The organism is Pseudomonas sp. DL (assembly GCF_047199225.1).
Classification (GTDB): Bacteria; Pseudomonadota; Gammaproteobacteria; order Pseudomonadales; family Pseudomonadaceae; genus Pseudomonas; species Pseudomonas aeruginosa.
This window is the reverse complement of the sequence record NZ_CP178323.1, coordinates 1,744,605-1,768,801: the sequence shown is the minus strand read 5'-3', so window position 1 is coordinate 1,768,801 and position 24,197 is coordinate 1,744,605. Positions and strand designations below refer to the sequence as shown.

The window sequence follows — 24,197 nt, the reverse complement described above, 5'->3', positions numbered from 1 at the left end:
CTATACTCCCCGGGTTTTTTCCGCCATTGAACCGGAGAACTCTCCCATGTTGAAACGCTCCCTGGCGCTCGCCGCCGGCATCGCCCTGTCCCTGTCCGCCGCGCTCGCCCACGCCGAAACCCTGAAAGAACTCAAGGTCTCGGCGATCCCCGACGAGGCGCCCACCGAGCTACTGCGCAAATTCAAGCCGCTCGGCGCCTATCTGGAGAAGCAACTCGGCATGCCGGTGAAGTTCGTCCCGGTGGCCGACTACGCCGGGGTGGTCGAGGCGCTGGCCGCCGACCGCCTGGACATGGCCTGGCTGGGCGGCTTCACCTTCGTCCAGGCGCGGCTGAAGACCGGCAACGCCATTCCCCTGGTGCAGCGCGAGCAGGACCAGCAGTTCACCAGCAAATTCATCACGGCCGATCCCCAGGTGAAATCCCTGCAGGACCTGAAGGGCAAGACCTTCGCCTTCGGCTCGGTCTCCTCCACCTCGGGCAGCCTGATGCCGCGCTACTTCATGCAGAAGGACGGCATCGTCCCCGAGCAGTTCTTCTCCCGCGTCGCCTACTCCGGCGCCCACGACGCCACCGTAGCCTGGGTCCAGGCCGGCAAGGTCGACGCCGGCGTGCTGAACGCCTCGGTCTGGCAGAAGCTGGTGGACAGCGGCAAGGTCGATACCGCCAAGGTCAAGGTCTTCGCCACCACGCCGACCTACTACGACTACAACTGGACCGTGCGCGGCAACCTCGACCCGGCCCTGGCCGAGAAGATCAAGCAGGCCTTCCTCGCCCTCGACCCGGCGAAACCGGCCGACAAGGAGATCCTCGACCTGCAGGCCGCCAGCCGCTTCATCGAGACCAATCCGGACAACTACAAGGGCATCGAGGAGTCCGCACGCGCCGCCGGCCTGCTGAAGTGAGCCTGAGCCTCGACGGCGTGGACCTGGTCCACGCCGACGGCCAACGCGCCCTTGCCGACATCCGCCTGCGCCTGGCCGCTGGCGAACGGGTGGCCCTGATCGGACCTTCCGGCGCCGGCAAGACCAGCCTGCTGCGGGTGCTCGCCAGCCAATGGCGGCCCAGCGTCGGCCGTGTCGAACTGCTCGGCGAGGAGCCCTGGGCGCTATCCGCCGCCGCCCGCCAACGCCTGCGCGCGCGCATCGGCCTGGTCCACCAGGCACCGCCGCTGCCGCCACGGCAGCGGGTGGTCAGCGCGGTACTGGCCGGGCGCCTCGGCCAGTGGCCGCTATGGAAGAGCCTGGTCAGCCTGGTCTATCCGCTGGACCGCGCCGGCGCCCACGACGCACTGCAACGCCTGGATCTCGGCGACAAGCTGTTCCAGCGCTGCGACCAGCTTTCCGGCGGCCAGTTGCAGCGGGTCGGCATCGCCCGGGTGCTCTACCAGCGCGCCGAGCTGATCCTCGCCGACGAACCGGTCTCGGCCATGGACCCGGTGCTCGCCGGCCATACCCTGGCCCTGCTCAACCGCGAGGCCGCCGCGCGCGGCAGCACCCTGCTGGCCAGCCTGCACGCGGTGGACCTGGCGCTGCAACACTTCCCCCGGGTGATCGGACTGCGCGCCGGACGCATCGCCTTCGACCTGCCCGCCGGCGAAGTCGACCGCGCCGCGCTGGACGCCCTCTACGCCAACGAACAACTGCAGGCCGAGCGCGCCAGCCCGGCCGGCGAACCCGCCGTGGTGCACATCCCACGATGCTGAACGCCGCTTCTCCGCCGCGCGACCCCGCCGCCCTGCCGCGCCTGCTGCTGACCCTGGCCGCGTTGCTGCTGCTCTGGCCGGGGCTGCGCCTCAGCGAACTGGATATCCCCGGCCTGTTCAGCGGCGACAACGCGCGCACCATGGGCGGTTTCCTCGCCGGCTTCTGGCCGCCGGCACACGATCCCGGGTTCCTCGCCCTGCTCGGCCGCGCCACCCTGGAAACCCTCGCCATCGCCACCGCCGGCATGGCCCTGGCCTGGCTCCTGGCGTTTCCCGCCGCACTGCTGGCGACCCGCGCCCTGTCGCTTTCGGCACTGCCGCGCGGCGGCCTGCCGGCCTGGTGGGCACGGGCACTGCGCTGGCCGGTGCGCGGCCTGCTGATCCTCCTGCGCAGCGTGCCGGAAATCGTCTGGGCGCTGCTGTTCGTCCGCGCCGTGGGCCTGGGGCCCACCGCCGGGGTGTTGGCCATCGCCATCACCTATGCCGGCATGCTCGGCAAGGTCTACGCGGAAATCTTCGAGTCGGTGGATCCGCGCCCCACCCGCGCCCTGCTGCTGGGCGGCGGATCGCGGCTGGCGGCGTTCGCCTACGGGGTGCTGCCGAACGCCGCCGGGGAAATGATTTCCTACACTGTCTATCGCTGGGAGTGCGCGATCCGTGCTTCGGTGGTGATGGGCTTCGTCGGCGCCGGCGGCCTCGGCCAGCAGATCGACCTGTCGCTGCGGATGTTCGCCGGCGGCGAGGTTGCCAGCATCCTGCTGACCTTCCTCCTGCTGGTCCTCCTCACCGACCTGCTGAGCCGCTTCCTGCGCGGGAGGCTGGCATGAGCCGGACCTGGCGCCTGCTGCTCTGGCCGCTGCTGGTGGTGGCCGCGGTGGGCGCCTCGTTCGCCTATCTGGACATGGACACCGCAGGTCTTTTCAGCGGCAAGGGACTGGGCCAGATGGCCGCCTACGCCAGCGAGTTCTTCCCGCCCGACCTGTCCGCTCCGCACCTGCGGGCGATTGGCCGGGGGCTGCTGGAAACCCTGGCCATGTCGGCCATCGGCACCCTGCTGGCGGCGCTGCTCGGCCTGCTCTTCGCGCTGCCGGCGGCAGGTCGCTTCGGCGTGCCGGCGCAGAGCCTGGCGCGACTCCTGCTCAATGCGCTGCGCGCGGTGCCGGAGCTGGTCTGGGGCGCGCTGATGGTGCTGGCGGCCGGGCTCGGGCCGAACGCCGGGACCCTCGCCCTGGCGCTGCACACCGGCGGCGTGCTCGGCCGGCTGTTCGCCGAAGCCCTGGAGAACACCCCGGCGCAGCCCGCCGAGGCCTTGCGCCTGGCCGGCAGCGGACGCCTCGCGGCATTCGCCTATGGCACCCTGCCGGGGGTCTGGCCGCAACTGGTGGCCTATACCCTGTACCGCTGGGAGAACAATATCCGCATGGCCAGCGTGCTCGGCTTCGTCGGTGCCGGCGGGCTCGGGCAGATGCTCTATTTCAGCCTGAGCCTGTTCCAGCAGGCCCAGGCCGCCACGGTGATCCTGGCCATGCTGGTCCTGGTGCTCGGGGTCGACAGCCTGAGCGCCTGGGCGCGGCAGCGCTGGGTCAGCCAATAGGAAGACGCGCCGCCGCGCCCGTTCGAGGAAATTTACGAAGCCCGCCGAAGATCGGGCATCATCGGTGCTCGGAGCCATCAGGGAGGCACCCCGCCTCCAGGTGTCCAGGGAGAGGAAGGAACCATGCGCAAACCACTGCTATCCGCATTACTGCTGGGCCTGCTGGCCCTCGGCGGCTGCAGCCTGCCCCAACAGCAGGCCGGCGCGCCGACCGAGCAGCGGCTCGGCACCCAATGGGGCGAAGGCGTCGCCTCGCCGGTCACCTCGGTGGCCCTGCGACGTCTATCGGAGCAACCGGTCGATCGCCGCCAGGTGTTCTACAGCGCGAGCCGCTTCGATGGACGTGCCATCAAGGAACTGCCCCTGGCCAAGGGCAGGGTGGGCTTCGCCGTACTCGACGAGGATGGCGGCAAGTTCGACCTCGTGCAGCACCGCAGCACCCTGCAATTGCAGGGTCGTGAAGGCCAGCGCTACCGACTGTGGCTGAACAACCTCGGCAGCGCGACCTACGAGGTGGTCGCCACGGTAGACGGCCTGGACGTGCTCAACGGCCAGCCGGGCAGCCTGAAGAACCGCGGCTATGTGCTGGAACCGGGCGAGAGCCTGGTGATCGAGGGCTTCCGCAAGAACGAACGGGAAGTCGCGGCGTTCCGCTTCGCCAGCCCCGACGATGCCTACGCCAGCAACAGCGCGGCCGGCGACAGCCGCAACCTCGGCGTGATCGGCGTGGCCCTGTTCGAGCTGGACGCTCCGGCCAGCGGTCGCGAGGCGCCGGCCGACGGACCGCAGGCATTTCCCGCCGACGCCCGGAACGGCGGCGGCTACGCGCCGCCACCACGCTATCGCGACTGAGGCATCTTCACGAAAACTGCGCGGCGGCGTTCCTTCATAAGCAATCCATCTCACAGGAGCCGCCGATGAACCGCTTTTCACTGCCCCGCCCCGACGCACGCCAGTGCGTCGCCGGCCTGGGTTTCTCCGCCCTTCTGCTGCTGGCCTCCTCGGCCAACGCCGCCGCCTGCCGCGACATCACCAGCGTGCAGCAAAGCGCCGACGCCACGCGCAATACCTCGATGGGCGGCCACGTGACCCAGCACATCTACGGGATGACGCCGCCGTCCGGCTCGTCGCAGAAAGACAAGACCCTGTTCAAGTCGAGAGGCAACTACGACGCGGCCTGGCGCCAGTACGGATACATCGACAATCCGGTGGCCTGCAGCGGCAACAGCAAGTTCCAGGTGGTTTCCCTGGAGAAGCTGCACATGGGCAAGATCGATGCCTACTCCTGCAAGCAGGCCGACGGCCAGGGCGTCTGCACGCGCTGGGATACGTACATGGCCAAGGAGATTTCGTACGGTTTCGTCCTGAAGGACGGCAAGTGGATCCTCAATACCCTCTACCCGGTTCCCCTCGACTAGGGCGCAGGCCGTCCGCGCCGGCCGCCCCATTGCAGGGAGCCGGCGCGGCCGTCCGGGTCAGAAGGTCAGCGTGCCCAGGCCCATGCCCGGGTCGCTGAAGCCGGAGCGACCATCTTCCATGCGACCGCTGAAACGCCGCAGGAAGCTGTCCGCCCCCTGCGCGCTGACGCTGAAGTCGTACCAGTTGCCGCTGCTGCGCAGCGAATAGCGGACTTCCCGGCGCTGTCCCGGCGGCACGTTGACGGTACGCCGCTCGCCCTGGCGATAGACGTTGTCCTTGACCGTCAGCTTGACCGGATGGCGGCCACGGTTGATCAGTTGCACGCGCAGGTTGCCGAACAGCGGCTCGTAGTCGATCCGCACTTCCGGCAGCGGCGCCTTGCGCTCCGCCAGGTCGCGCCGCAGGTTGCCGCGAAAGACCCGGAGGAAACCGTTCGGACCGTGCACTTCCAGGTGGTAGTCGCCGCTGGCGTCGCCCTGGAAGCTGTCGTGCAGGCGCTTGCGCGCGCCGACGGTGTAGCGTTTCGGCGGGTTCTCGCTGTCGAGCAGGTCGAACACCTGGAACACCGCGCCGGCCTTGCCGGTGTTGGCGAAGGTCAGGCTCAGCGCATCTCCGCCGCTGCGGTAGCGCGCATGCACGCCCAGCTCGTAGGGCAAGGCGCGGGCCGGACGGATGCCCATTTCCTGCTTGGGCATGGCGGCCACCGCCGGCGGCTTCGGCTTCGGCAGCTTGATCTGGCTGGCGACGATGGCGTCGGCCTGGCTGGTGTCGGGCAGTTCGGGGAACGGCTCGTTGTTCGGGTTGGCGAAGTTGAACGCCGAGGTCAGGTCGCCGCAGACGGCACGACGCCAGGGACTGATATTCGGCTCCATGACCCCGAAGCGCTGCTCCAGGAAGCGGATCACCGAGGTGTGGTCGAACACCTGGGAGTTGACCCAGCCGCCCTTGCTCCACGGCGAGATCACGTACATCGGCACCCGCGGGCCGAGGCCGTAGGGCTGGTTGCGATAACGGATATCGCCCTTGGTGTGCCATTCGAGGGTGGCGTCGGCGGTGGTCTTGCCGCGCAGCGTGCCGTCCTTGTTCAGGCTCGGCGCGGCCGGCGGGGCGACGTGGTCGAAGAAGCCGTCGTTCTCGTCGAACATCACCAGCAGCGCGGTCTTGCTCCAGACCTCCGGGTTGGCGGTCAGCGCGTCGAGTACCCAGGAAGTGTACTCGGCCCCCCAGATCGGGCTGGACGGGCCGGGGTGTTCGGAGTACTTGGCCGGGGCGACGATCCAGGACACCTGCGGCAGGCTGTTGGCCAGCACGTCGCGCTTCAGCGCATCGAGCTTCCAGGTGCTCAGGCCGTTGACGATCAGCGGCGAGTCAGGCGCCGCGGCGCGGTACTGGCGGAAGCCGATCAGCGGGTTGTCGGAGAAGTTGTCGGCCATGTCCTGGTAGACCCGCCAGGTGATGCCGGCAGCCTGCAGGCGCTCGGGATAGGTGGTCCAGGTGTAGCCCTGCTCCACCGGGCCGTTGCTGTCGTGGTCGTTGGTGGTTACCGGACCACCGTGCTGGCCGAGCGGGTCGTTGGTGCCGGTCCAGAGGAACAGCCGGTTGGGGTTGGTGCCGCCCTGGAACGAGCAGTGATAGGCGTCGCAGATGGTGAAGGCATTGGCCATCGCGAACTGGAAGGCGATGTCCTGCTCCTTGTAGTAGCCCAGGGAACGCTCGGTCTTGGCCGGCAGCCACTTGTCCATGCGCCCTTCGTTCCAGGCCTGCTGGGCGTCCGGCCAGGTGTGCGGGGTGCCGTCGACGCGCTGGGCGCTGGTGGTGCTGGTGTCGAAGTGGTAGGGCAGGATCTCGCCCTTGCTGCCCTTCTGGTGCCAGACCCGCTGGCCATCGGGCAGCGGGATCGCCATGCGGTCGCCGAAGCCGCGGACGCCCTTGAGGGTGCCGAAATAGTGGTCGAAGGAGCGGTTCTCCTGCATCAGGATCACCACGTGCTCGACGTCCTTGAGGTTGCCATGCCGGCGGTGCGCGGGAATCGCCAGGGCCGCCTGGATGCTCGACGGCAGCATGCTGGTGGCGACGGTGGCGCCGACCGTACCGGCGGCCAGGCGGATGAAGCTTCTTCTGCTTTTCGAAATCATCGGGGGACTCACCAGGTCAGGGTGTGGCACAGGGCTGCCGAGCGCATCCATGACGCCCGCAGGCTCACTCGGCAGCAAGCTGTTCGAACCCCGACGACGCTAGTGAGGGAAAAAGACGCTTTGGTTTCAACACGCTTTGCAACAACTATTCATGCCAACTTCGTCACAATTTGAGATCAAGATTTTGGTCTAGGCCAGATTCCACTTGACAGCCTTCGCCGGCACTCTCCTCACGCTCTTCCCCGCCATTGCAGGAGCAATACCCCCGCCACCACCAGCGCCAGGCCGAGATAGCCCTCCCAGGACAACCGGCGCACCGGGAAACCGGCCCAGCCGAACTGGTCGCAGAGCGCCGAGACCAGCATCTGCCCGGCCACCACGCACGCGATGAAAGTGGCGGCACCCAGGCGCGGCGCGACCAGGATCGCCACCGTCAGGTAGGCCGCGCCGAACAGCCCGCCGAGCCAGCTCCACCAGGGCGCGCCGCCGAGGCTGGCGGTAGCCGGCAGCGGCACCCGCACCAGCAGCAGGCCCAGGCTGACCACCCCGAGGCTGACGCCCAGCGAAGTCAGGCTGGCGCTCAGCGGATGGCCGAGCAGGCGCCCGAGCAAGGCGTTGCTGCCGGCCTGCAGCACCACCATGCCGCCCACCGAAACTGCCATCAGTACCATCAGATAATTGGGCATGCTGATTCTCCTCCTCCGGCCCTTGCCTCTGGAGCAGAGTTTTTGCTATCCACTTCGCGAATGGAAATCGATAGTTGGTACACTTTCCATGCAGCAGATTCATGACCTACGCCGTATCGACCTCAACCTGCTGGTGGTGCTCGACGCGCTCCTCAGCGAGCGCCACGTGTCCCGCGCGGCGCAGCGCCTGGCCATGTCGCAGCCGGCGGTCAGCCACGCCCTCGGGCGTCTCCGCGAACTGTTCGGCGATCCACTGCTGGTGCGGGTGAAAAGCCGCATGCAGTTGACCAGCCTGGCGCTGGAGCTGGCGCCGAAGCTCCAGGCCAGCCTCGACCAGGTACGCGGGGTGATCGGCGGGCCGACCTTCGAACCGGTGCGCAGCCGACGCCACTTCCGCCTGGGCATGTCCGACTACGGCGCCTGGGTGGTGCTGCCGGCGCTGCTGCGCCAGCAACAGGCGCTGGCGCCCGGGGTGAGCTTCGGGATAGTCCAGGAACCGCGCCTGGAAACCGCCCGCCAGGTCGCCGAAGGACAGCTGGACTGCGCGCTGGGGGTATTCCCCCTGCTTCCGGAGGGCGTGCGCGCCAGGCGCCTGTTCGAGGAGCGTTTCGTCTGCGTCTGTCGGCGCAGCCTGTTCGACCGCCCCGACGGCCTGTCCCTCGACCGCTACCTGGCGGCCCGCCACGTGCGCGTCTCGCTACAGGACAACCCGGCCGAGGAAGTCGACAGCGCCCTGGAAAAACGCGGCCTGCGCCGGCAGGTGGCGCTGACCCTGCCGCACTTCACCGTGGCCCCGGCGCTGCTGGCCGGCACCGACCTGGTACTGACCATCGCCGAACGCACCCTCGAAAGGTTGCGGCTACCCGAGGAACTGGCGCTCTGCGAGCCGCCGCTGGCGATCCCGCGCTTCGACTATGTGCAGATCTGGCGCGGCGACGCCGAGCGCGAAGCGGCCGGCGCCTGGCTGCGGGAACAGATCCAGGCGGCGGCGCGGAAGATCTGAAGAAGAGTCAGGAAGGCTTTTCCAGCTTGCGCAGCATCTCGCCGACACGCTCGCCGAGCATTTCGTTGGCCGACAGCTTGAGGCCGCGCGCCAGTTCCACCTGGACCACGTGTTCCGCCAGCGGGCGCAGGCGCAGGAACACCTTGGCCAGCTCCTGCAGGTCCGGCGCCCCGGGCAGCAGGTCGGTGCCGCGGCCGTCCACCAGGTGGGTGACGATCAGGCGGACGATTCCCGCCGCCAGATGCTCGGTGTCGCTGCGCAACTCGCCGAGTTGATCGAGCAGCGCCTCCAGCGGGATGCCGCTGCGGTACAGTTCCAGCCCGGCCTGGAACAGCCGTGGACTGGGGATCTTCATGCGCTCGCCGTCGAACAGCAGCAGGCCCAGCGCCTGGGCCTTGTCGATCACCCGGTCGTTCAGTTCGTCGCCGAAGATCGCCTGGAGTTCGTCGAAGCCGATGCTGCCGGGCGTCTCCAGGTTCCACTCGCCGATGATCGCCTGGTCCAGGCCGAGCACATGGTCGAGGTCGCGGCCCTGTTCCCAGGCTTCCAGCAGTTCCTTGATGTTGGCGCTGGAATAGCCGCGCTCGAGCAACTGGCTGATCAGCCGCAGGCGCTTGAGATGACTGTCGAAATACACGCCGACCCGGCCGCGCCGCTCCGGCGGCGGCAGCAGGCCGCGGTCCTGGTAGGCGCGTACGTTGCGCACGCTGCTGCCGGCCGCGCGAGCCAGTTCGTCGACGCTGTATTCGCGGGCATCCTCGGCGGACGGCTGCTCGCCACGTTGCAGCAGGCGCTGCAGGAGGGTCAGGGGTGTGCTCATGGAGGCGGATCATAACGAGGCCCGCCGAACGGCCACAACCTCCGGGGGCGCAACGCTCTTTGCCGGCGTCCGGATGCGCGGGCGCCAACCAAAGACTGGACTCGTCGGTCAGCCGCTTCTCCGGCACCACCGCCAAAACCCGGGGGAAACGTCCCGAGCCTTCTGCCCCGGGCCTTCCGGCGCCGGTAGCAAGTGCCGTAACACCGGCGTGAAGAGACTTCCCAGGGCTGGCGCAACGCCTGCTTATGGGCCAGCATCAACCATGACATCAATCAATGTCACAATAACGACAAGCCAGCCTGGAGAGAGCCATGTCCCAAGGCGCCTGGGTACCCACTCCCGACGATCTCGATCACTTCCGCCAGGTCCAGCGACTGGCCTATACCTGCTGCGAAACCATCCACGGCGAACTGCGCGCCGGCATCAGCGAGAGGGAAGCCGCGGCGCTGATGAAGACCTGGCTGCAGGATCATGGCGTCGACGACTGGTTCCACCAGCCCTTCGCCTGGTTCGGCAGCCGCACCTCGTTCAAGGGCTTCGACGGCCTGCGTCATCTCGGTGGCTTCAACCTGGCCTTCTACCCCGGCAAGCAGCGCCTGGAGGAAGGCATGCCGTTCATCCTCGACTGCGCGCCGACCCTCGGCGCCTATACCGCCGATGTCGGCTACTCCGGCGCACTAGGCCACAACCTGTTGCAGGAGCGGCTGATGGACGACCTGCTGATACACCGACGCACCATCCTTGACCTGGTCCGCGAACGGCGCCCCCTGGCCGAAGTCAGCCAGGCGGTCGACCGGCTCTGCGTGATCCAGGGCACCCTGCCACGGCACAAGGCCTATCCCTTCGAAGTGCTCGCCCATCGCGTGGAAAAGCTCGGCAACCGCCGCGGTCCCTCGGTGGCGCGCTTCGGCGTGCGCAACCTGTACACCCTGACGCGCAACGCGCTGGTCACCGGCAAGCGCGAAGGCTGGTCGCCGCTGTGGTCCAGCGGCAAGCGCTCCGAGCACCCGCCGACGCCCGGTCTCTGGGCGGTGGAACCGCACCTGGGGCTACGCGGGGTGGGCGCCAAGTTCGAAGAACTGCTGGTGGTCACCGAAGACGACGCCTACTGGCTCGACGACGACCTGCCGCACGTCCGCCGCTGGCAGGCGCGCGGCCTGCTGCCGCAAGCACGGGAGGCCGCATGAACGCGCTCCTCGCCCTCCCCGACCTGCAGCCGGAACGCCTGTTCGTGCAATCCGGCGACGTGCGCCTGGCGGTTCATTGCTGGGGCGCGCCGGACAACGGCAAGCCGACGCTGCTGATGGTGCATGGCTACCCGGACAACCACGAGACCTGGCTGCCGCTGATCCGCCAACTGGCCGGGCGCTACCGCATCGTCGCCTACGACGTGCGTGGCGCCGGCGCTTCGGACAAGCCACGCTGGAGCCGCGACTACCACCTGCAGCGGCTCAGCGAAGACCTGCAGGCGGTGATCCGCGCCACCAGCCCGGACCGCCCGGTACACCTGCTGGCCCATGACTGGGGCTCGATCCAGACCTGGGAAAGCGTCACCGATCCGCAGTGCCGACCGCTGATCGCGTCCTATACCTCGATCTCCGGGCCCTGCCTGGACCATGTCGGTTTCTGGATGCGCGAAAACCTCAGGCAGCGCAGTCCGAAGGCCCTGAAAGCGGTATTCGGCCAGTTGCTCCACTCCTGGTACATCGCCTTCTTCCATACCCCCGTCGTACCCGAGCTGCTCTGGAGCGCCGGCCTGGCCCGGCTCTGGCCGCAGTTCCTGAAGCACGCCGAAGGCGTCCGCCATCCGCAGGTCAACCCGACCCAGGCCAGCGACGGCCGGCACGGGGTCAAGCTGTACCGCGGCAACTTCATCCGCAGCCTGTTCCGTCCGCGCAAGCGCCACACCGAAGTGCCGGTGCAACTGATCGTACCGACCCGCGACCGTTACGTCGGCGCCCAGCTGTTCCAGCACCTCAGCCTGTGGGCGCCACGCCTGTGGCGGCGCGAGGCGAGCGTCGGCCATTGGCAACTGCTGGCCGAGCCGGAGCAACTGGCCGGCTGGCTCGGCGAGTTCATCGACGCCCAGGAAACCGGCGAGTCGCCGCCGGCCCTGCAACGCGCCCAGGTCCGCCCCGACGCGCGCTCGATGAGCGGCAAGCTGGTGGTGGTCACCGGCGCCGGCGGCGGCATCGGCCGTTCGACCCTGCTCAGCTTCGCCGAGCGCGGCGCCAGCCTGCTAGCCGCCGATCTCGACCTGGAAGCCGCCGAACGCAGCGCCGAACTGGCCCGCGCCCTTGGCGCCACGGCCCATGCCTACCAGGTCGACGTCGGCGATACCCAGGCCATGGAGCGCTTCGCCGAGTGGGTCCGCGACACCCTCGGAGTCCCGGATGTGGTGGTCAGCAATGCCGGCATCGGCATGGCCGGACCGATGCTCGACACCTCGCCCGCGGAATGGGAGCGCCTGCTGCGGGTCAACCTGTGGAGCGTGATCGACGGCTGCCGCCTGTTCGGCCGGCAGATGATCGCGGCGAACAAGCCGGGGCACCTGGTCAATGTCGCCTCCGGCGTGGCCTTCGCGCCGTCGCGCAACTACCCCGCCTACGCCACCAGCAAGGCCGCGGTACTGATGCTCAGCGAATGCCTGCGGGCGGAACTGGCCGGACGTTCGATCGGAGTCACCGCGGTGTGCCCGGGCTTCGTCGATACCGGCATTGTCCAGGCCACCCGCTTCGTCGGCATGGACGCCGAACGCCAGGCGCGGCGTCAGTCGAAGATCCAGCGCTTCTACAAGCGACGCCGGCTCAGCCCGGACACCGTCGGGGAAAAGCTGGTGCGCGCCGTGGAGCGCAACAAGGCGGTGGTCTCGGTGGGCAGCGAGGTGCACCTCGGCGCCCTGCAATGGCGCTTCGCGCCCTGGGCCACGCGGTTTCTCGCGCGCTTCGACCTGACTTCCTGAGAGCCTGCCATGAGCGAATTCCACCACAAGCTGGTCCAGCGCAAGGTCCGCTTCGACTTCAGCGATACCCCCCTGCACTGGGTTCCCGGCGAAGCGGAAGCGTCCCAGGTGATGAACGTCCTGCACATGCTCCTGCCTTCCGGCGAACTGTGGTTCTGCCGCCTCTACAACAAGGCCCTGCCGCTGGTTAGCGACGCCCGCCTGCGCGACGACGTGCAGGGTTTCATCCGCCAGGAAGCGATGCATTCGCGGGCCCACGACGGCGCGATCCAGCGCTACCTGAGCAGGTTCGACATCGACTCCAAGCCGTTCACCGACAAGATGGATTTCCTTTTCGAACGCCTGCTCTGCGACTACCCGCTGGGGCAGAACCGCCTGACCCGCGCCCTCGACGGCTGGTGGCTGCGCCAGCGCTGCGCGATCATCGCCGCGGTGGAGCATTTCACCTGCGTGCTAGGCAAGTGGGTGCTGGAGGCCCGGGAGCTGGATCGCCGCGGCAGCGACCCGGTGATGCTCGACCTGCTGCGCTGGCACGGCGCCGAGGAAGTCGAGCACCGCAGCGTCGCCCACGACCTGCACGTGCATCTGGGCGGCAGCTTCGTCACCCGGCAACTGACCATGCTGTTGGTCATCGCGATACTGGTCTACCTGCTCGCCGACGGCACCCGCACCCTCCTCGACCAGGACCCGAGCCTGCGCGGCGCCAAGCGCCAGGGATTCCTACGAACCTGGTGGCGGCTCGGCAAGCAGGGCCTGCTGCCGAACCTCGCGCGCACCTTCCGCGACGTCGCCCGTTACTTCAATCCCTGGTACCACCCCGAGCACGAGGCGAATACCCAGGAAGCCCTGGAATACCTGGCCAACTCGCCGGCGGCCCGGCGCGCGGCGAACGCCTGAAAACAATTCACTGGAAATACCGGCAAGCGCCGCGGAAGCTGGAACTTTCCCGGCGCTTGTCCATTGTTACGTCAGGGCGAGTCAAACAAGGCCGGCAGACGGAAGGTAATTTCCGTAAGCCTGAAAAATGTCGCTCGATAGAATGATTGAAAATAACGGGCGCGCGACGTGAGACTTTGCAAAAGCCTGCCATTCTTGCTGATGGCATTTTGAAAGCAAGCAAAATAAAAGTAAGAAAAGTTACCCTATCGATCGGAAATTAAAGAAAGAAAAGCGAGCGAGAAGAGAATCGGGAAATACGCTCTTCGCGCCCGCCTTCGTATTTATCCGGCCTGCGGAAACTCACTGGCCAGGCAGCGTGATCTCCCGTTCCGAAACGATGATCTTGTTGACCAGGCCGTACTGCACGGCCTCCTCCGCGTTCAGCCAGAAGTCGCGCTCGGTATCGGCACTGATCTTTTCCGGCGTCTGCCCGGTGGCTTCGGCGAAGATCCGGTCGAGGCGTTCCTTCATCCGCACGATCTCGCGGCGGTAGATCTCGATGTTGCTCGCCGGCCCCTGGATGCCACCCGACGGCTGGTGCAGGAGGAAGCGGGTATTGGGCAGCGAATAGCGGTTTTCCTTGTCCGCCGCGGCATAGATCAGCGCGCCGGCGCTGGCAACGCTGCCGGAACCGATCATGATGACCTTCGGTGTGATGAAGCGGATCGCGTCGAAGATCATGTCGCCGGACTCGACGTGGCCACCCGGGGAATTGACGAACATGTAGATCGGATCGTCGCTGATCGAGGCGAGGATGTGCAGCTGCTGGACGACGTCCTTGGCCATCTTCTCGTCGACCCCGCCGGTGACGAACACCTTCCTGACCTTGAGCGCGTACTCCATCAGCTTGGCGCCGATGGCGCCGTGGGAGTCGCCGCCTTCGCGGTCCTTGTCATCGGTTTTCATGCAACCTCCTGGAACTGTTGGTAATCCATCCGGCAAACCTTTCAGGGCATGCGTTCGTTGTTCGCCAGGGCGCGGATATATATCCGTTAACGCGCCTCTTCCGAGCGGCCCATTATGCATCAGCCAGACACTTTCGAAAGGCTTGCTTCAACTTCGAAAAGACCGGCGAAGGTAATCTCGTGAAGCATAGCCATGCAGGGCCGCGACGCACGTTTCCCGGAACCTAACAGATTTGTAAGTTGCCTCGTAAATACCTACCAGAATTAACAGTTAACAACGCGATTACCCTGCAAGAATTAACAGCTATTTCTTCGAGCCTGCCAAAAGTAATAGTACACCCCGCTCTTGCTTCGGGTGCCGCCGCTTCCCTGCCAACCACGCTGGCTACGGCGCGCTGAAACGTCGACGGGTGGAACCTGTCCGGCGAGGCGTGCGGTGCCCGTGTTCGCCGAATCGATGGATTGTTGAAGAGGACGCAGGGATGGTTCGTTTCGCTCGCTTGCCGCTATCGCCCTACCAACGGGACATCTGGGTCGCCGCCGCGCAGTTTCCGGAACTCGACCAGTACACCATCTTCAGCTACGACCGCTTCACTGGCGAGGTCGATACCCAGGCCCTGGAACGGGCGCTGCTGCAGGCGGCGCGAGACACCGAGGCGTTCCGCCTGCGCCTCGGCGAGACGGACGGTACGCCGTACCAGTGGCTGGACGCGGATGCCGAGTTCGAGGCGCGCCACGTCGACCTGCGCGCCGACCGCGACCCCGAGGCCGCCGTGCGATCCTGGCTGCGCGACGCCTTCCGCCACGCCTACCCGCTGGACGGCCGCAGCCTGGTGGACCTGGCCCTGCTGCATAGCGACCAGGCGCTCTACGTCTACGTGCGCACCCACCATATCGTCAGCGACGCCTGGGGCCTGCAGCTATTCCTCAGCCGGGTGCGCGCCGGCTACCTGGGCGAGCTAGGCGAGCCACAGGCGCAGATGCCGACGGCTTCCCTCCTGGCGCAGCTCGAGACCGACAACTACTCCGGTTCGGAACAGTACCGCGGCGACCGCGCCTATTTCGCCGAGGCCCTGGAGGGCCTGGAGCCGGCCCTCTTCACCCGCAGGCGCCCGGCCGGGCTGCGCCGCACCGCGCGCCACAGGCTGACGCTGGAACGCACACTGCTCGATGCGATCCGCGATCGTGGCGAATCGCCCTTCCTGTTCCTCTCCGCCGCCGTGGCGCTGTACCTGGCGCGGATCCACCAGAACGACGACGTGGTCCTCGGCGTACCGGTGCTGAACCGCGCCGACCGCGCGGCCAAGCAAGTGGTCGGGCACTTCGCCAATACCCTGCCGCTACGCATCCGCACCGCGCCGGAACAGACCGTCGACGAATTCCTGGCGCAGTTGCGCGAGGCGACCCGGACGCTGCTGCGCCACCAGAAGATGCCCCTCGGCGACCTGTTGCGCGGCGCCTCGCCACTGTTCGACACCACCCTTTCCTACATGCGCTGGCCCGCCGCCCAGGCGATCCCGAACGCCAGCGTCGAGACCGTGGCGCAAACCCACGCCCATGACCCGGACGCGCTGGCCATCTGGGTCTCCGAGTTCGACGGGCACAGCGACGCGCAGGTGGATTTCGAATACGCCTGCGATGTGTTCGACGCCGACTTCCCCATGGACGCCGCGGCGCGGCATATCGAAACCTTCCTGCGCGCCCTGGTGGAGGGCGGCGAGCGCCGCCTCGGCGAACTCGATCCGCTGTCGGCCGCCGAGCGCGAGGAACTGATCCACACCCGCAACGCCACCGACCAGGCATTCCCCGAGCAGGCTACCCTGCCCACACTGTTCGCCGAGCAGGTGGCGCGCACCCCGCAACGCACCGCGCTGCTGGAAGCCGACGGCGGCACGCTCAGCTATGCCGAGCTGGACGCCAAGGTCCAGGCCGTGGCCGACGCCCTGCGCGCAGCGGGTGTGAGGACCGACGAGCGGGTAGCGCTACTGGTCGCCCGCGGTCCCCACCTGCTGCCGGCGATCCTCGGCGTGCAGCGCGCCGGCGGCGCCTATGTGCCGATCAATCCCGACCATCCCCTGGAGCGCGTCCGCCTGCTGTTGGAAGACTGCGGTGCCCGCGTGGTGCTGGTGGACGAGCGCGCAGCGACACTCGGCGAGAGCCTCGGCGAGACGCGCGTGCTGCACCTCGAACGCCTGCCGCAGAGCACCGGCGACCTGCCGGCGGCCAACGTGGCGCCCGGCGACCTGGCCTATGTCATCTATACCTCCGGTTCGACCGGCATGCCCAAGGGCGTCATGGTCGAGCACCGCTCGGTGGTCAACCGCCTGAACTGGATGCAGCGTCGTTATCCGATCGGCGAACGCGACGTGCTTCTGCAAAAGACTCCGGTGACGTTCGACGTATCCGTCTGGGAGCTGTTCTGGTGGAGCTTCACCGGCGCCCGCCTGTCGCTGTTGCCGCCCGGCGCCGAGAAGGACCCGCGAGAAATGCTGCGGAGCATCCAGCGCGACGCGGTCACGGTCATCCACTTCGTACCGTCGATGCTGACGCCGTTCCTCGACCTGCTCAACGGCGACCCGACCGCCCGCGCGGCGGCAAGCTCGCTGCGCCTGGTGTTCTGCAGCGGCGAAGCCCTCGCGCCGTTGCAGGTCACGCGCTTCCGCCGGCTGTTCGGCGACGCCGTGCGACTGGTCAACCTGTACGGACCGACCGAGGCCACCGTCGACGTGTCCGACCATGAATGCGCCAGCGACAACCCCACGCGGGTCCCGATCGGCCGGCCGATCGACAACCTGCGCCTGTACGTCCTCGACCGCGCGCTCAGGCCGCAGCCCCTCGGTGCCGTCGGCGAGCTATATATAGGAGGCGTCGGCGTCGCCCGCGGCTACCTGAACCGGCCGGAGCTGAACGCCGAGCGCTTCCTCGTCGACCCCTTCGTCGCCGGCGGCCGTCTCTACCGTACCGGCGACCTGGCCCGCTGGCTGGCCGACGGCAACCTCGAATACCTCGGCCGCGCCGACGACCAGGTGAAGATCCGCGGCAACCGGGTCGAACCCGACGAAGTACGCGACCGCCTCGCCGCGCTTCCCGGCGTACGCGACGCCGCGGTCGTGGCACGCGATTCGGCGGTACGCGGCACGCACCTGGTCGGCTACTACGTGGCTGCGGCGGAACTCGACCCCGGTCAATTGCGCGCCGGACTTTCGGCGACGCTGCCGGACTTCATGCTGCCAGCCTTCTTCGTGCGCATCGACAGCCTCCCGCTCAGCGCCAACGGCAAGCTCGACCGCCGGCAACTGCCGGCACCGCCGGAACAGGTGGCGGCGGTTGCGCCGCGCACGGCGACCGAGGCCGAACTGGCGGCGGTGTGGGCCGATGTCCTCGGCGTGGCGGAGGTCGGCGTGCACGACGACTTCTACGCCCTCGGCGGCGACTCGATCCTGATGCTGCGCATCCGCGCCGCCGCACAGCGGCGCGGCCTGGGCTTCGAACTCGCCGACCTGATGCGCAACCCGACGGTGGCGGGCCTCGCCGAGCGCCTGGTGCGTCCGCTCGCGGAGCGAAGCTACCAGCCCTTCGAACTGGTTTCCGAAGTCGACAAGCCGCGCCTGGAAGGGCTGGAGGACGCCTTCCCGACCAGCCGGCTGAGTCTCGGCCTGCTCTTCCATAGCCGCCAGCGCCCCGACTCGTCGGTCTACCACGACGTGTTCCACTACCGCTTCGACCTGGCCTGGGACGAAGCCGCGTTCCGCCACGCGCTGGACCGGGTGGTCGCCGCCTATCCCGCGCTGCGTTCGTCGTTCGACCTCAGCGGTGCATCCGAACCGCTGCAACTGGTGCATGCCCAGGCGCGCAGCGAACCGCTGATCCTGGACCTGCGCGGTAACCCGGAGGCCGGGACGGTGCTCGACGAGCACATCCGCCAACGCCGCTTCCATCGCTATTCGCTGCAACAGCCCGGGCTGTTCCTGTTCGCCGCGTTCGTCCGCGAGGACGGCCTGGACCTGGTGTTCAGCTTCCACCATGCGATCCTCGACGGCTGGAGCGTGGCCAACCTGATCGTCGCGCTGGTCGCCGCCTACCGTGGCGAGCCGCTGCCGGGCCCCGCGCCGGCGCTGGCCTGCCATGTCCGCGAGGAGCTGGCCGCGCTGGCTTCGCCGGCCGCCGTGGGGTACTGGACCGGGCTGCTGGAGGGCGCGAGGATGACCCGCCTCGACGGCTTCGGCGCCCACGAGCCGCAAGCCGCGCAAGGTCCGGCCAGCCATCGCGAAACGCTGCCGGACGGGCTGCTCGAACGACTCAAGGCCACTGCGGCGCAACGCGGACTGCCGTTGAAATCGCTGCTGCTCGCCGCCCATTGCCTGACCCTGCATCTGTTCTCCCGCAGCGACAGCGTGGTCACCGGCGCGATCAGCAACGGCCGCCCCGAACTGCCCGACGCCGACCGCATGGTCGGCCTGTTCCTGAATACCGTGCCGGTCCGCTCGGAGATTGCCGGGCATAGCTGGATCGAGGTAGCCGATGCGCTGTTCCGCCAGGAGCGCGACGGACACGCCCATCGCCGCTATCCGCTCAGCGCCATCCAGCAGATCGTCGGCGACGAACTGAGCAGCGCCTTCAACTACGTCAACCTGCATGTCCTCGAACCGCTGTGGCAACTGCGCGACTTCCACGTCTGGGAAGAAACCAACTTCGCCCTGCTGGTCAACGTGATCGCCACGCCCAGCGACGGCATGTACCTGCGCATCGACAGCGACGGCCGCGGCATCAGCCGCAGCCAGGCCGCGCTGATCGGCGCGACCTTCGTCGAGCTCCTGTGGCGCCTCGCCGAGCATCCCGACGAAGCCGCCGACTTCGCCTTCCTCGCCCCTCGCCGCGACGCCGCTTCCCAGCCCGAGCCGCTGGTCGACGTCGTCAGCCTGTTCGAACGCCAGGTCGAGGCGCTGCCGGGCAGCGCCGCGCTGGCCTTCGAGGAGCAACGCTGGACCTATCGCGACCTCGACCATGTGGCGCGCTGCGTGGCCACCCGCCTGGTCCGCGCCGGCGCGCGCCGCGGCGATGCGATCGGAGTGGCGCTGAACCGTTCGCCGGAGATGATCGCGACGATCTGGGGCATCCTGCGCGCCGGCCTGGTCTGCGTGCCGCTGGACGTCAGCTATCCCGCGCAGCGCCTGGCGCTGATCCTGGAGACCGCACAGCCGTTCCGGGTGGTCGCGCACCCCGAGCACGCCCATGTCGCCGCGGCGGAACGGGTGCTGCCGGTAGAGGAACTGGTCGCCGACATCGAGCCCGAGACCTTCGCCGCGCCGCAGCTCGACGAGCTGGCCATGCTGCTGTTCACCTCCGGTTCCACCGGGCGGCCGAAGGGCGTCGAGCTTAGCCATCGGATGTGGGCCAACTACACCCAGTGGCAATTGCGCGTCGCCAGCGGCGTACCGGGGCTGCGCACCCTGCAGTTCGCGCCGCTGAGCTTCGACATGGCCTTCCAGGAGATCTTCTCCACGCTGTGCGGCGGCGGCGAGCTGCAACTCATCTCCAACCGCGAGCGGATGGACCCCTCCGCGCTGCTGCATGTCCTCGAACGCCGCCAGGTCCAGCGCGTGCTGTTGCCCTTCGTCGCCCTGCAACGCCTCGCCGAGGCCTCCAACGCGCTGGGCGTGCGCCCCGGCGCCCTGCGCGTGGTGGTGTCCTCCGGCGAGCAGTTGCGCATCACCGAAGACGTCCGCGCGTTCTGCGCGGCGATGCCCGGGCTGCTGCTGGAGAACCAGTACGGTCCCACCGAGACGCACCAGGTCACCTACCACTCGCTGAGCGGCGATCCGGCGCACTACCCGGACCTGCCGCCGATCGGCCGGCCGCTGGACGGGGTCGAGGTGCAGGTGCTCGACGCCGCGCTGCGCCCGGTACCGGTCGGCGTTACCGGCGAGCTGTACTTCGGCGGCGACTGCCTCGCGCGCGGCTACCACCGCGCCCCCGAACTCACCGCCGAGCGCTTCGTCGAACATCCCTGGCGCCCCGGCGCCAGGCTCTACCGCACCGGCGACCTCGGGCGCATCCTCGGCAACAGCGAGATCGTCTGGCTCGGCCGCGCCGATACCCAGGTCAAGGTCCGCGGCTTCCGCATCGAGCCGGCCGAGGTCGAGCTGGCGATCATGCGCCAGGCCGAGCGCCAGCCGGGCCTGCGCGGCGCGGCGGTGGTCGCTCGCGAGCGCCAGGGCAACGATGCATTCCTCGCTGCCTTCCTGCTCGGCGAGCCCGAGGCGGTGGATCTCGCCGAACTGAAGCAGGCACTGCGCAGCGAACTGCCGGAACACATGGTGCCGGCACACTTCGCCTGGGTCGACGGCTTCGCCCTCACCCCCAGCGGCAAGCGCGACGACGCCGCCCTGCGCGCACTGCCGCTGGAGCACGGGACGAACATCGAGTACCTGGCCCCGCGCGACGACTACGAGCGCACCCTGGCCGGACTCCTCGGCGAGTTGCTGGATCGTCCCCGGGTAGGCATCCGCGACAGCTTCTTCGACCTCGGCGGCACCTCGCTCAGCGCGATGCGCTTCATGCTGCTGATCGAGAAGCGCTATGGCGTCGACTTGCCGATGGCCGCGCTGATCGAGACGCCGACCGTGGAGGGCCTGGCCGAACGCCTGCGGGAACGCTCGGCGGTGCGCGCCTTCGACCCGCTGGTACCGATCCGTGCCGGCGGCAGCCGCCCGCCACTGTTCCTCGTCCACCCGCTCGGCGGCCACGTGCTCTGCTACCTGCCGCTGGTCCGCGCACTGCCGCCGGACCAGCCGGTATATGCCCTGCAGGCGGCCGGCACCGGCCAGGGCAGTACGCCGCTGGCGGTCCTCGAGGACATCGCCGCCAGTTACCTCGCGGCGATCCGCCGGGTGCAGCCGGAAGGCCCCTATTACCTCGGCGGCTGGTCGTTCGGCGGCTTCGTCGCCTACGAGATGGCCCGGCAACTGCGCGCGCTCGACCCGCAGGCGGTCGCCCAACTGATCGTGCTCGACTCCATCACCGTCGACCGCAACCACGCCGGCAGCGCCAGCGACGAAGCCCTGCTGCTGTTCTTCTACTGGGAACTGGTCTGGTTCGAGCGCAGCGACGAGGAGGTCGAGCCGCTGCCTGAAGGCGCGAGCCTGGAGCAGAAGCTCGACCACATCGTCGAACGCGCCATCGAGGCCGGCGTACTTCCCGCCGGCACCCCGCGCGCCACCGTGCAGCGTCTCTACGAGCTGTTCCGGGCGAGCTGGCAGGCACTCATCGGCTATCGCCCGGAAGTCAGCGACCAGGACATGACCCTGCTGCGCGCGGACGGCCCGCTGCCGCTGGCGCTGAAGCCGATGCACGACGCCGCCGGCACCCACTACGGCGACCCGAAGAACGGCTGGCAGCACTGGACCAGTGGCCGCCTCGATGTGATCGACGTCCCCGGCGACCACCTGGTGCTGATGAAAGAACCCTATGTCGAGACGGTCGCGGCAGAAATCGCCGCGTTGCTCGAACCCTCCACCTCCAGCGAACGGACCCGCCCATGAGCAGACACCCCCTGAAGATCGTCATCGCCGGCGCCGGCATCGGCGGGCTCGCCGCGGCCGCCTGCCTGAAGGCCGCCGGCTTCGAGGTCGAACTCTACGAGCGGGCCAGGGAGCTGCGCGCGGTCGGCTCGGCGCTGTCGCTGATGCCCAACGCGCTGACCGCCCTGGAGAGGGTCGGCGTGCGCCCTGACCTTACCCGCGCCCAGGCCTTCGACTCGCTGCGGTTCCTCACCCGGCGCGGGCGACCGATCCGCGCCATCGACTTCGGCGGCCTGGCCCGTCAGCTCGGCCAGCCGAGCCTGGCGATCCACCGCGCGAGCCTGCAGCAGGCGCTGCTGGAACAGGCCCGCGACTGCCGCATCGAACTGGGCGTGAGCGCCACCGGCTACCTGCGCCACGCCGACGGCGAAGGCGTCACCGTGCTCTGCAGCGACGGCCGCGAAGTGCACGCCGACGTGCTGATCGGCGCCGACGGCTTCAACTCGGCGATCCGCGCCACCATGACCGGCCCGGAGCGTCCCACCGACTGGCACTACGTGATCTGGCGCGCCACGCCGGCGTTCCGCCATCCGAAGGTGACGCCGGGCTACGTCGCCCATTACTGGGGCCGTGGGCAGCGCTTCGGTCTCGCCGACATCGGCGAAGGCAACGTCTATTGGTGGGGCACCCGCAACATGCCGGCCGAACAGGCGAAGGACTGGCGCGGCGGCAAGGCGGGCATCCAGCGCCTCTACGCCGGCTGGGCCGACGAAGTGCAGGCGGTCATCGAGGCGACCCCGGAGGCCGACATCAGCAGCCTGCCGGCCCAGGACCGACCGTTCCTGGAGCGCTGGGGCGACGGCCCGGTGACCCTGCTCGGCGATGCCGCGCATCCGATGCTGACCAGCCTCGGCCAGGGCGCCGCCATCGCCATCGAAGACGCCGCGGTGCTGGCCCACTGCCTGGCCACCATCGACGACCCGCAAGCCGCCCTGCGCGCCTACGAGAACCGCCGTCGCGACCGCGCCAGGGCGATGGTCGAGACCTCGCGGGCGCTGAGCCGCATCGAGCAGTTGGAGCATCCGCTGCGCACCGTCGCCCGCGATCTCTACTTCCGCTTCGCTCCGGAGCGAACCTTCGCCCGGCAGAACGAACTGGCACTGACCTTCCCAGGAGTCGAATGATGGCCGAGATACGACGCCCGCTGTCCGCGGTGGAACGCTGGTACTGGCTCAGCGACCAGTTCTCCGCGCTGAACGTGATTTCCCGGGTGCGGGTCCATGGCCGGTTGTCCATCGACGACCTGCGCCGCGGCCTCGACGCGCTGCAGGCGCGGCATCCGCTGCTGCGCGCGCGGATCGAGCACGATGCCGGGCTCGATCCGCGCTGGGTGCCCTGCGAGCAGCCCATCCCGCTGCGCGAGGTGCGCGGCGGCGGCGAGGAGCAATGGCTGCGGGAAATCAACGAGCGCGAATTGCCGGAACGCATCGATCCGGACAGCGGGCCACTGATCCGTACCGTGGCGATCGCCACCGACGCCGGCGCCCACGACCTGCTGGTCGTGGTACCGCACATCATCGCCGACGGCACTACCGTGCTGACCCTCGCCGAACAATGGCTGACCCTGGCCGCCGACCCCGCCGCGCAACCCTGGACCGCCAGCGCCCTGCCGCCGGCGGAGGATCTGCGTCCGCGCCGCTTCACCGGCGACGAAGGCGCGGCGCGCCTGGCCGAGCAGACCGCCCAGGACGAAGCGCTGGTCGGTCGCCACCGCCCGGGCCGGATCGAGCCGAGCAACCCGGTGCCGCTGGAAGCGCGGCGTACCCGCCTGCTCCACCGGGAGCTGGACGGCGCGCAGCTGGAACAGCTGCAACGACGCGCCCGCGAACACGGCACCACGGTACACGGCGCGCTGACCGCGGCGCTGGCCATCGCCGCCGGCCACGACCACCAGCGCCGCCCTAGCCACATCGCCATCGGCTCGCCGATCGACTTCCGCGACGAACTGGAGCCGCCGGTGCGCCCCGACGAAGTAGGCACCTACGTCGCCACGGTACCGGTGGTGCTGGACATCGCCCGGCCGTTCTGGGAGGTCGCCCGCGCGCTCACCGACGACCTCGGCGAACGCCGTCGCCAGGGCCATCATTTCAACCTGGTCACCCTGGTCGCCAGCGCTGCGCCGCGCTGCATGGCCGACGCGCGGCCATTCATGGCCTTCATGGAAGCCGAAGGGCCGATCAACCTGTGCTCCTCCAACATCGGTCGCTATCCGTTCCCCGAGCGGATCGGCGCCTTGCGCCTCTCCGACGCGCAGTTCCTCACCGGCATCTCGGTGAACGGCTACTTCGTGGCCGCCATCAACTCCAGCCATGGCCGGCTGTTCTGGAACTTCACCTATATCGACGAAGCGGTCCCCGGCGAACGCGCCGAACGCCTGGCCGAAGATTGCCTGGGCACCCTGCTGTCGGCGATCCACGCCCCCCAACGATCCGCCCTCGAGGAGCAATGAC

17 protein-coding genes are annotated in these 24,197 nt (G+C 68.6%); 13 read left to right on the top strand and 4 right to left on the bottom strand.

The annotated features are described in order from the left end of the window. Positions 1-46 precede the first annotated feature (46 nt). The 6 genes from ACI766_RS08270 to ACI766_RS08245 all read left to right on the top strand — a co-directional run bounded on the left by ACI766_RS08270 (position 47) and on the right by ACI766_RS08245 (position 4,716). Entirely contained in the window at positions 47-904 is an 858-nt protein-coding gene (locus ACI766_RS08270) for a putative selenate ABC transporter substrate-binding protein (RefSeq protein WP_003113155.1), read from the top strand. Beyond that, entirely contained in the window at positions 901-1,704 is an 804-nt protein-coding gene (locus ACI766_RS08265; protein WP_003117585.1) for a phosphonate ABC transporter ATP-binding protein, read from the top strand. The genes ACI766_RS08270 and ACI766_RS08265 overlap by 4 nt, the downstream gene beginning before the upstream one ends. Then, positions 1,698-2,531 carry a PhnE/PtxC family ABC transporter permease gene (locus ACI766_RS08260; protein WP_412828495.1) on the top strand — a complete coding sequence of 278 codons (834 nt, stop codon included), beginning with the start codon at positions 1,698-1,700 and terminating at the stop codon, positions 2,529-2,531. Before ACI766_RS08265 ends, ACI766_RS08260 begins: the two co-directional genes overlap by 7 nt. Beyond that, positions 2,528-3,298 carry a phosphonate ABC transporter, permease protein PhnE gene (gene phnE, locus ACI766_RS08255; RefSeq protein ID WP_003091685.1) on the top strand — a complete coding sequence of 257 codons (771 nt, stop codon included), beginning with the start codon at positions 2,528-2,530 and terminating at the stop codon, positions 3,296-3,298. Before ACI766_RS08260 ends, phnE begins: the two co-directional genes overlap by 4 nt. Before the next feature lie 123 nt (positions 3,299-3,421). Then, the gene (locus ACI766_RS08250; RefSeq protein ID WP_003113151.1) at positions 3,422-4,150 is read left to right on the top strand and encodes a hypothetical protein; all 729 of its coding nucleotides are present in this window, start codon (positions 3,422-3,424) and stop codon (positions 4,148-4,150) included. 65 nt (positions 4,151-4,215) lie between these two features. Then, positions 4,216-4,716 carry a hypothetical protein gene (locus ACI766_RS08245; RefSeq protein WP_003091690.1) on the top strand — a complete coding sequence of 167 codons (501 nt, stop codon included), beginning with the start codon at positions 4,216-4,218 and terminating at the stop codon, positions 4,714-4,716. Positions 4,717-4,773: 57 nt separating this feature from the next. Here ACI766_RS08245 and ACI766_RS08240 read toward each other — a convergent pair whose 3' ends face one another. Continuing rightward, the gene (locus ACI766_RS08240; protein WP_003113149.1) at positions 4,774-6,852 is read right to left on the bottom strand and encodes a phosphocholine-specific phospholipase C; all 2,079 of its coding nucleotides are present in this window, start codon (positions 6,850-6,852) and stop codon (positions 4,774-4,776) included. Between the two features lie 230 nt (positions 6,853-7,082). Beyond that, a complete protein-coding gene (locus ACI766_RS08235; RefSeq protein WP_003091697.1) occupies positions 7,083-7,538 on the bottom strand; it encodes a DMT family transporter in 456 nt (151 codons plus the stop codon). A gap of 88 nt (positions 7,539-7,626) precedes the next feature. Here ACI766_RS08235 and ACI766_RS08230 point away from each other — a divergent pair, with 88 nt between their 5' ends. Beyond that, positions 7,627-8,541: a LysR family transcriptional regulator gene (locus ACI766_RS08230; RefSeq protein WP_003113148.1), complete on the top strand. Its 915-nt coding sequence runs from the start codon at positions 7,627-7,629 to the stop codon at positions 8,539-8,541. Positions 8,542-8,548: 7 nt separating this feature from the next. Here the strand turns inward: ACI766_RS08230 and ACI766_RS08225 are convergent, their stop codons facing one another. Next, positions 8,549-9,247, bottom strand: coding sequence for a MerR family transcriptional regulator (locus ACI766_RS08225; protein ID WP_003143427.1), 699 nt, complete (start codon positions 9,245-9,247; stop codon positions 8,549-8,551). Between the two features lie 425 nt (positions 9,248-9,672). Between ACI766_RS08225 and ACI766_RS08220 the strand changes: the two genes are divergently transcribed. From ACI766_RS08220 to ACI766_RS08210, 3 genes are read left to right on the top strand one after another with little or no spacing between them, the layout of a single operon-like run. Next, positions 9,673-10,548, top strand: coding sequence for a M24 family metallopeptidase (locus tag ACI766_RS08220; protein ID WP_003091703.1), 876 nt, complete (start codon positions 9,673-9,675; stop codon positions 10,546-10,548). Further along, on the top strand, positions 10,545-12,323 hold the full coding sequence (locus ACI766_RS08215; RefSeq protein WP_023086017.1) for an SDR family oxidoreductase: 1,779 nt from the start codon (positions 10,545-10,547) through the stop codon (positions 12,321-12,323). The genes ACI766_RS08220 and ACI766_RS08215 overlap by 4 nt, the downstream gene beginning before the upstream one ends. 9 nt (positions 12,324-12,332) lie before the next feature. Next, entirely contained in the window at positions 12,333-13,220 is an 888-nt protein-coding gene (locus tag ACI766_RS08210) for a metal-dependent hydrolase (RefSeq protein ID WP_003113144.1), read from the top strand. Positions 13,221-13,562: 342 nt separating this feature from the next. Here ACI766_RS08210 and ACI766_RS08205 read toward each other — a convergent pair whose 3' ends face one another. Continuing rightward, positions 13,563-14,168, bottom strand: a complete 606-nt coding sequence (locus ACI766_RS08205; RefSeq protein ID WP_003091706.1) for an ATP-dependent Clp protease proteolytic subunit — start codon at positions 14,166-14,168, stop codon at positions 13,563-13,565. Positions 14,169-14,649: 481 nt separating this feature from the next. Between ACI766_RS08205 and ACI766_RS08200 the strand changes: the two genes are divergently transcribed. From ACI766_RS08200 to ACI766_RS08190, 3 genes are read left to right on the top strand one after another with little or no spacing between them, the layout of a single operon-like run. Beyond that, complete coding sequence (locus ACI766_RS08200) at positions 14,650-21,708, top strand: non-ribosomal peptide synthetase (RefSeq protein ID WP_319061011.1); 7,059 nt, start codon at positions 14,650-14,652, stop codon at positions 21,706-21,708. Continuing rightward, entirely contained in the window at positions 21,705-22,871 is a 1,167-nt protein-coding gene (locus ACI766_RS08195; RefSeq protein ID WP_003091709.1) for an FAD-dependent oxidoreductase, read from the top strand. Before ACI766_RS08200 ends, ACI766_RS08195 begins: the two co-directional genes overlap by 4 nt. After that, positions 22,868-24,196 carry a condensation domain-containing protein gene (locus ACI766_RS08190; protein ID WP_003122420.1) on the top strand — a complete coding sequence of 443 codons (1,329 nt, stop codon included), beginning with the start codon at positions 22,868-22,870 and terminating at the stop codon, positions 24,194-24,196. Before ACI766_RS08195 ends, ACI766_RS08190 begins: the two co-directional genes overlap by 4 nt. Position 24,197: the final 1 nt, after the last annotated feature.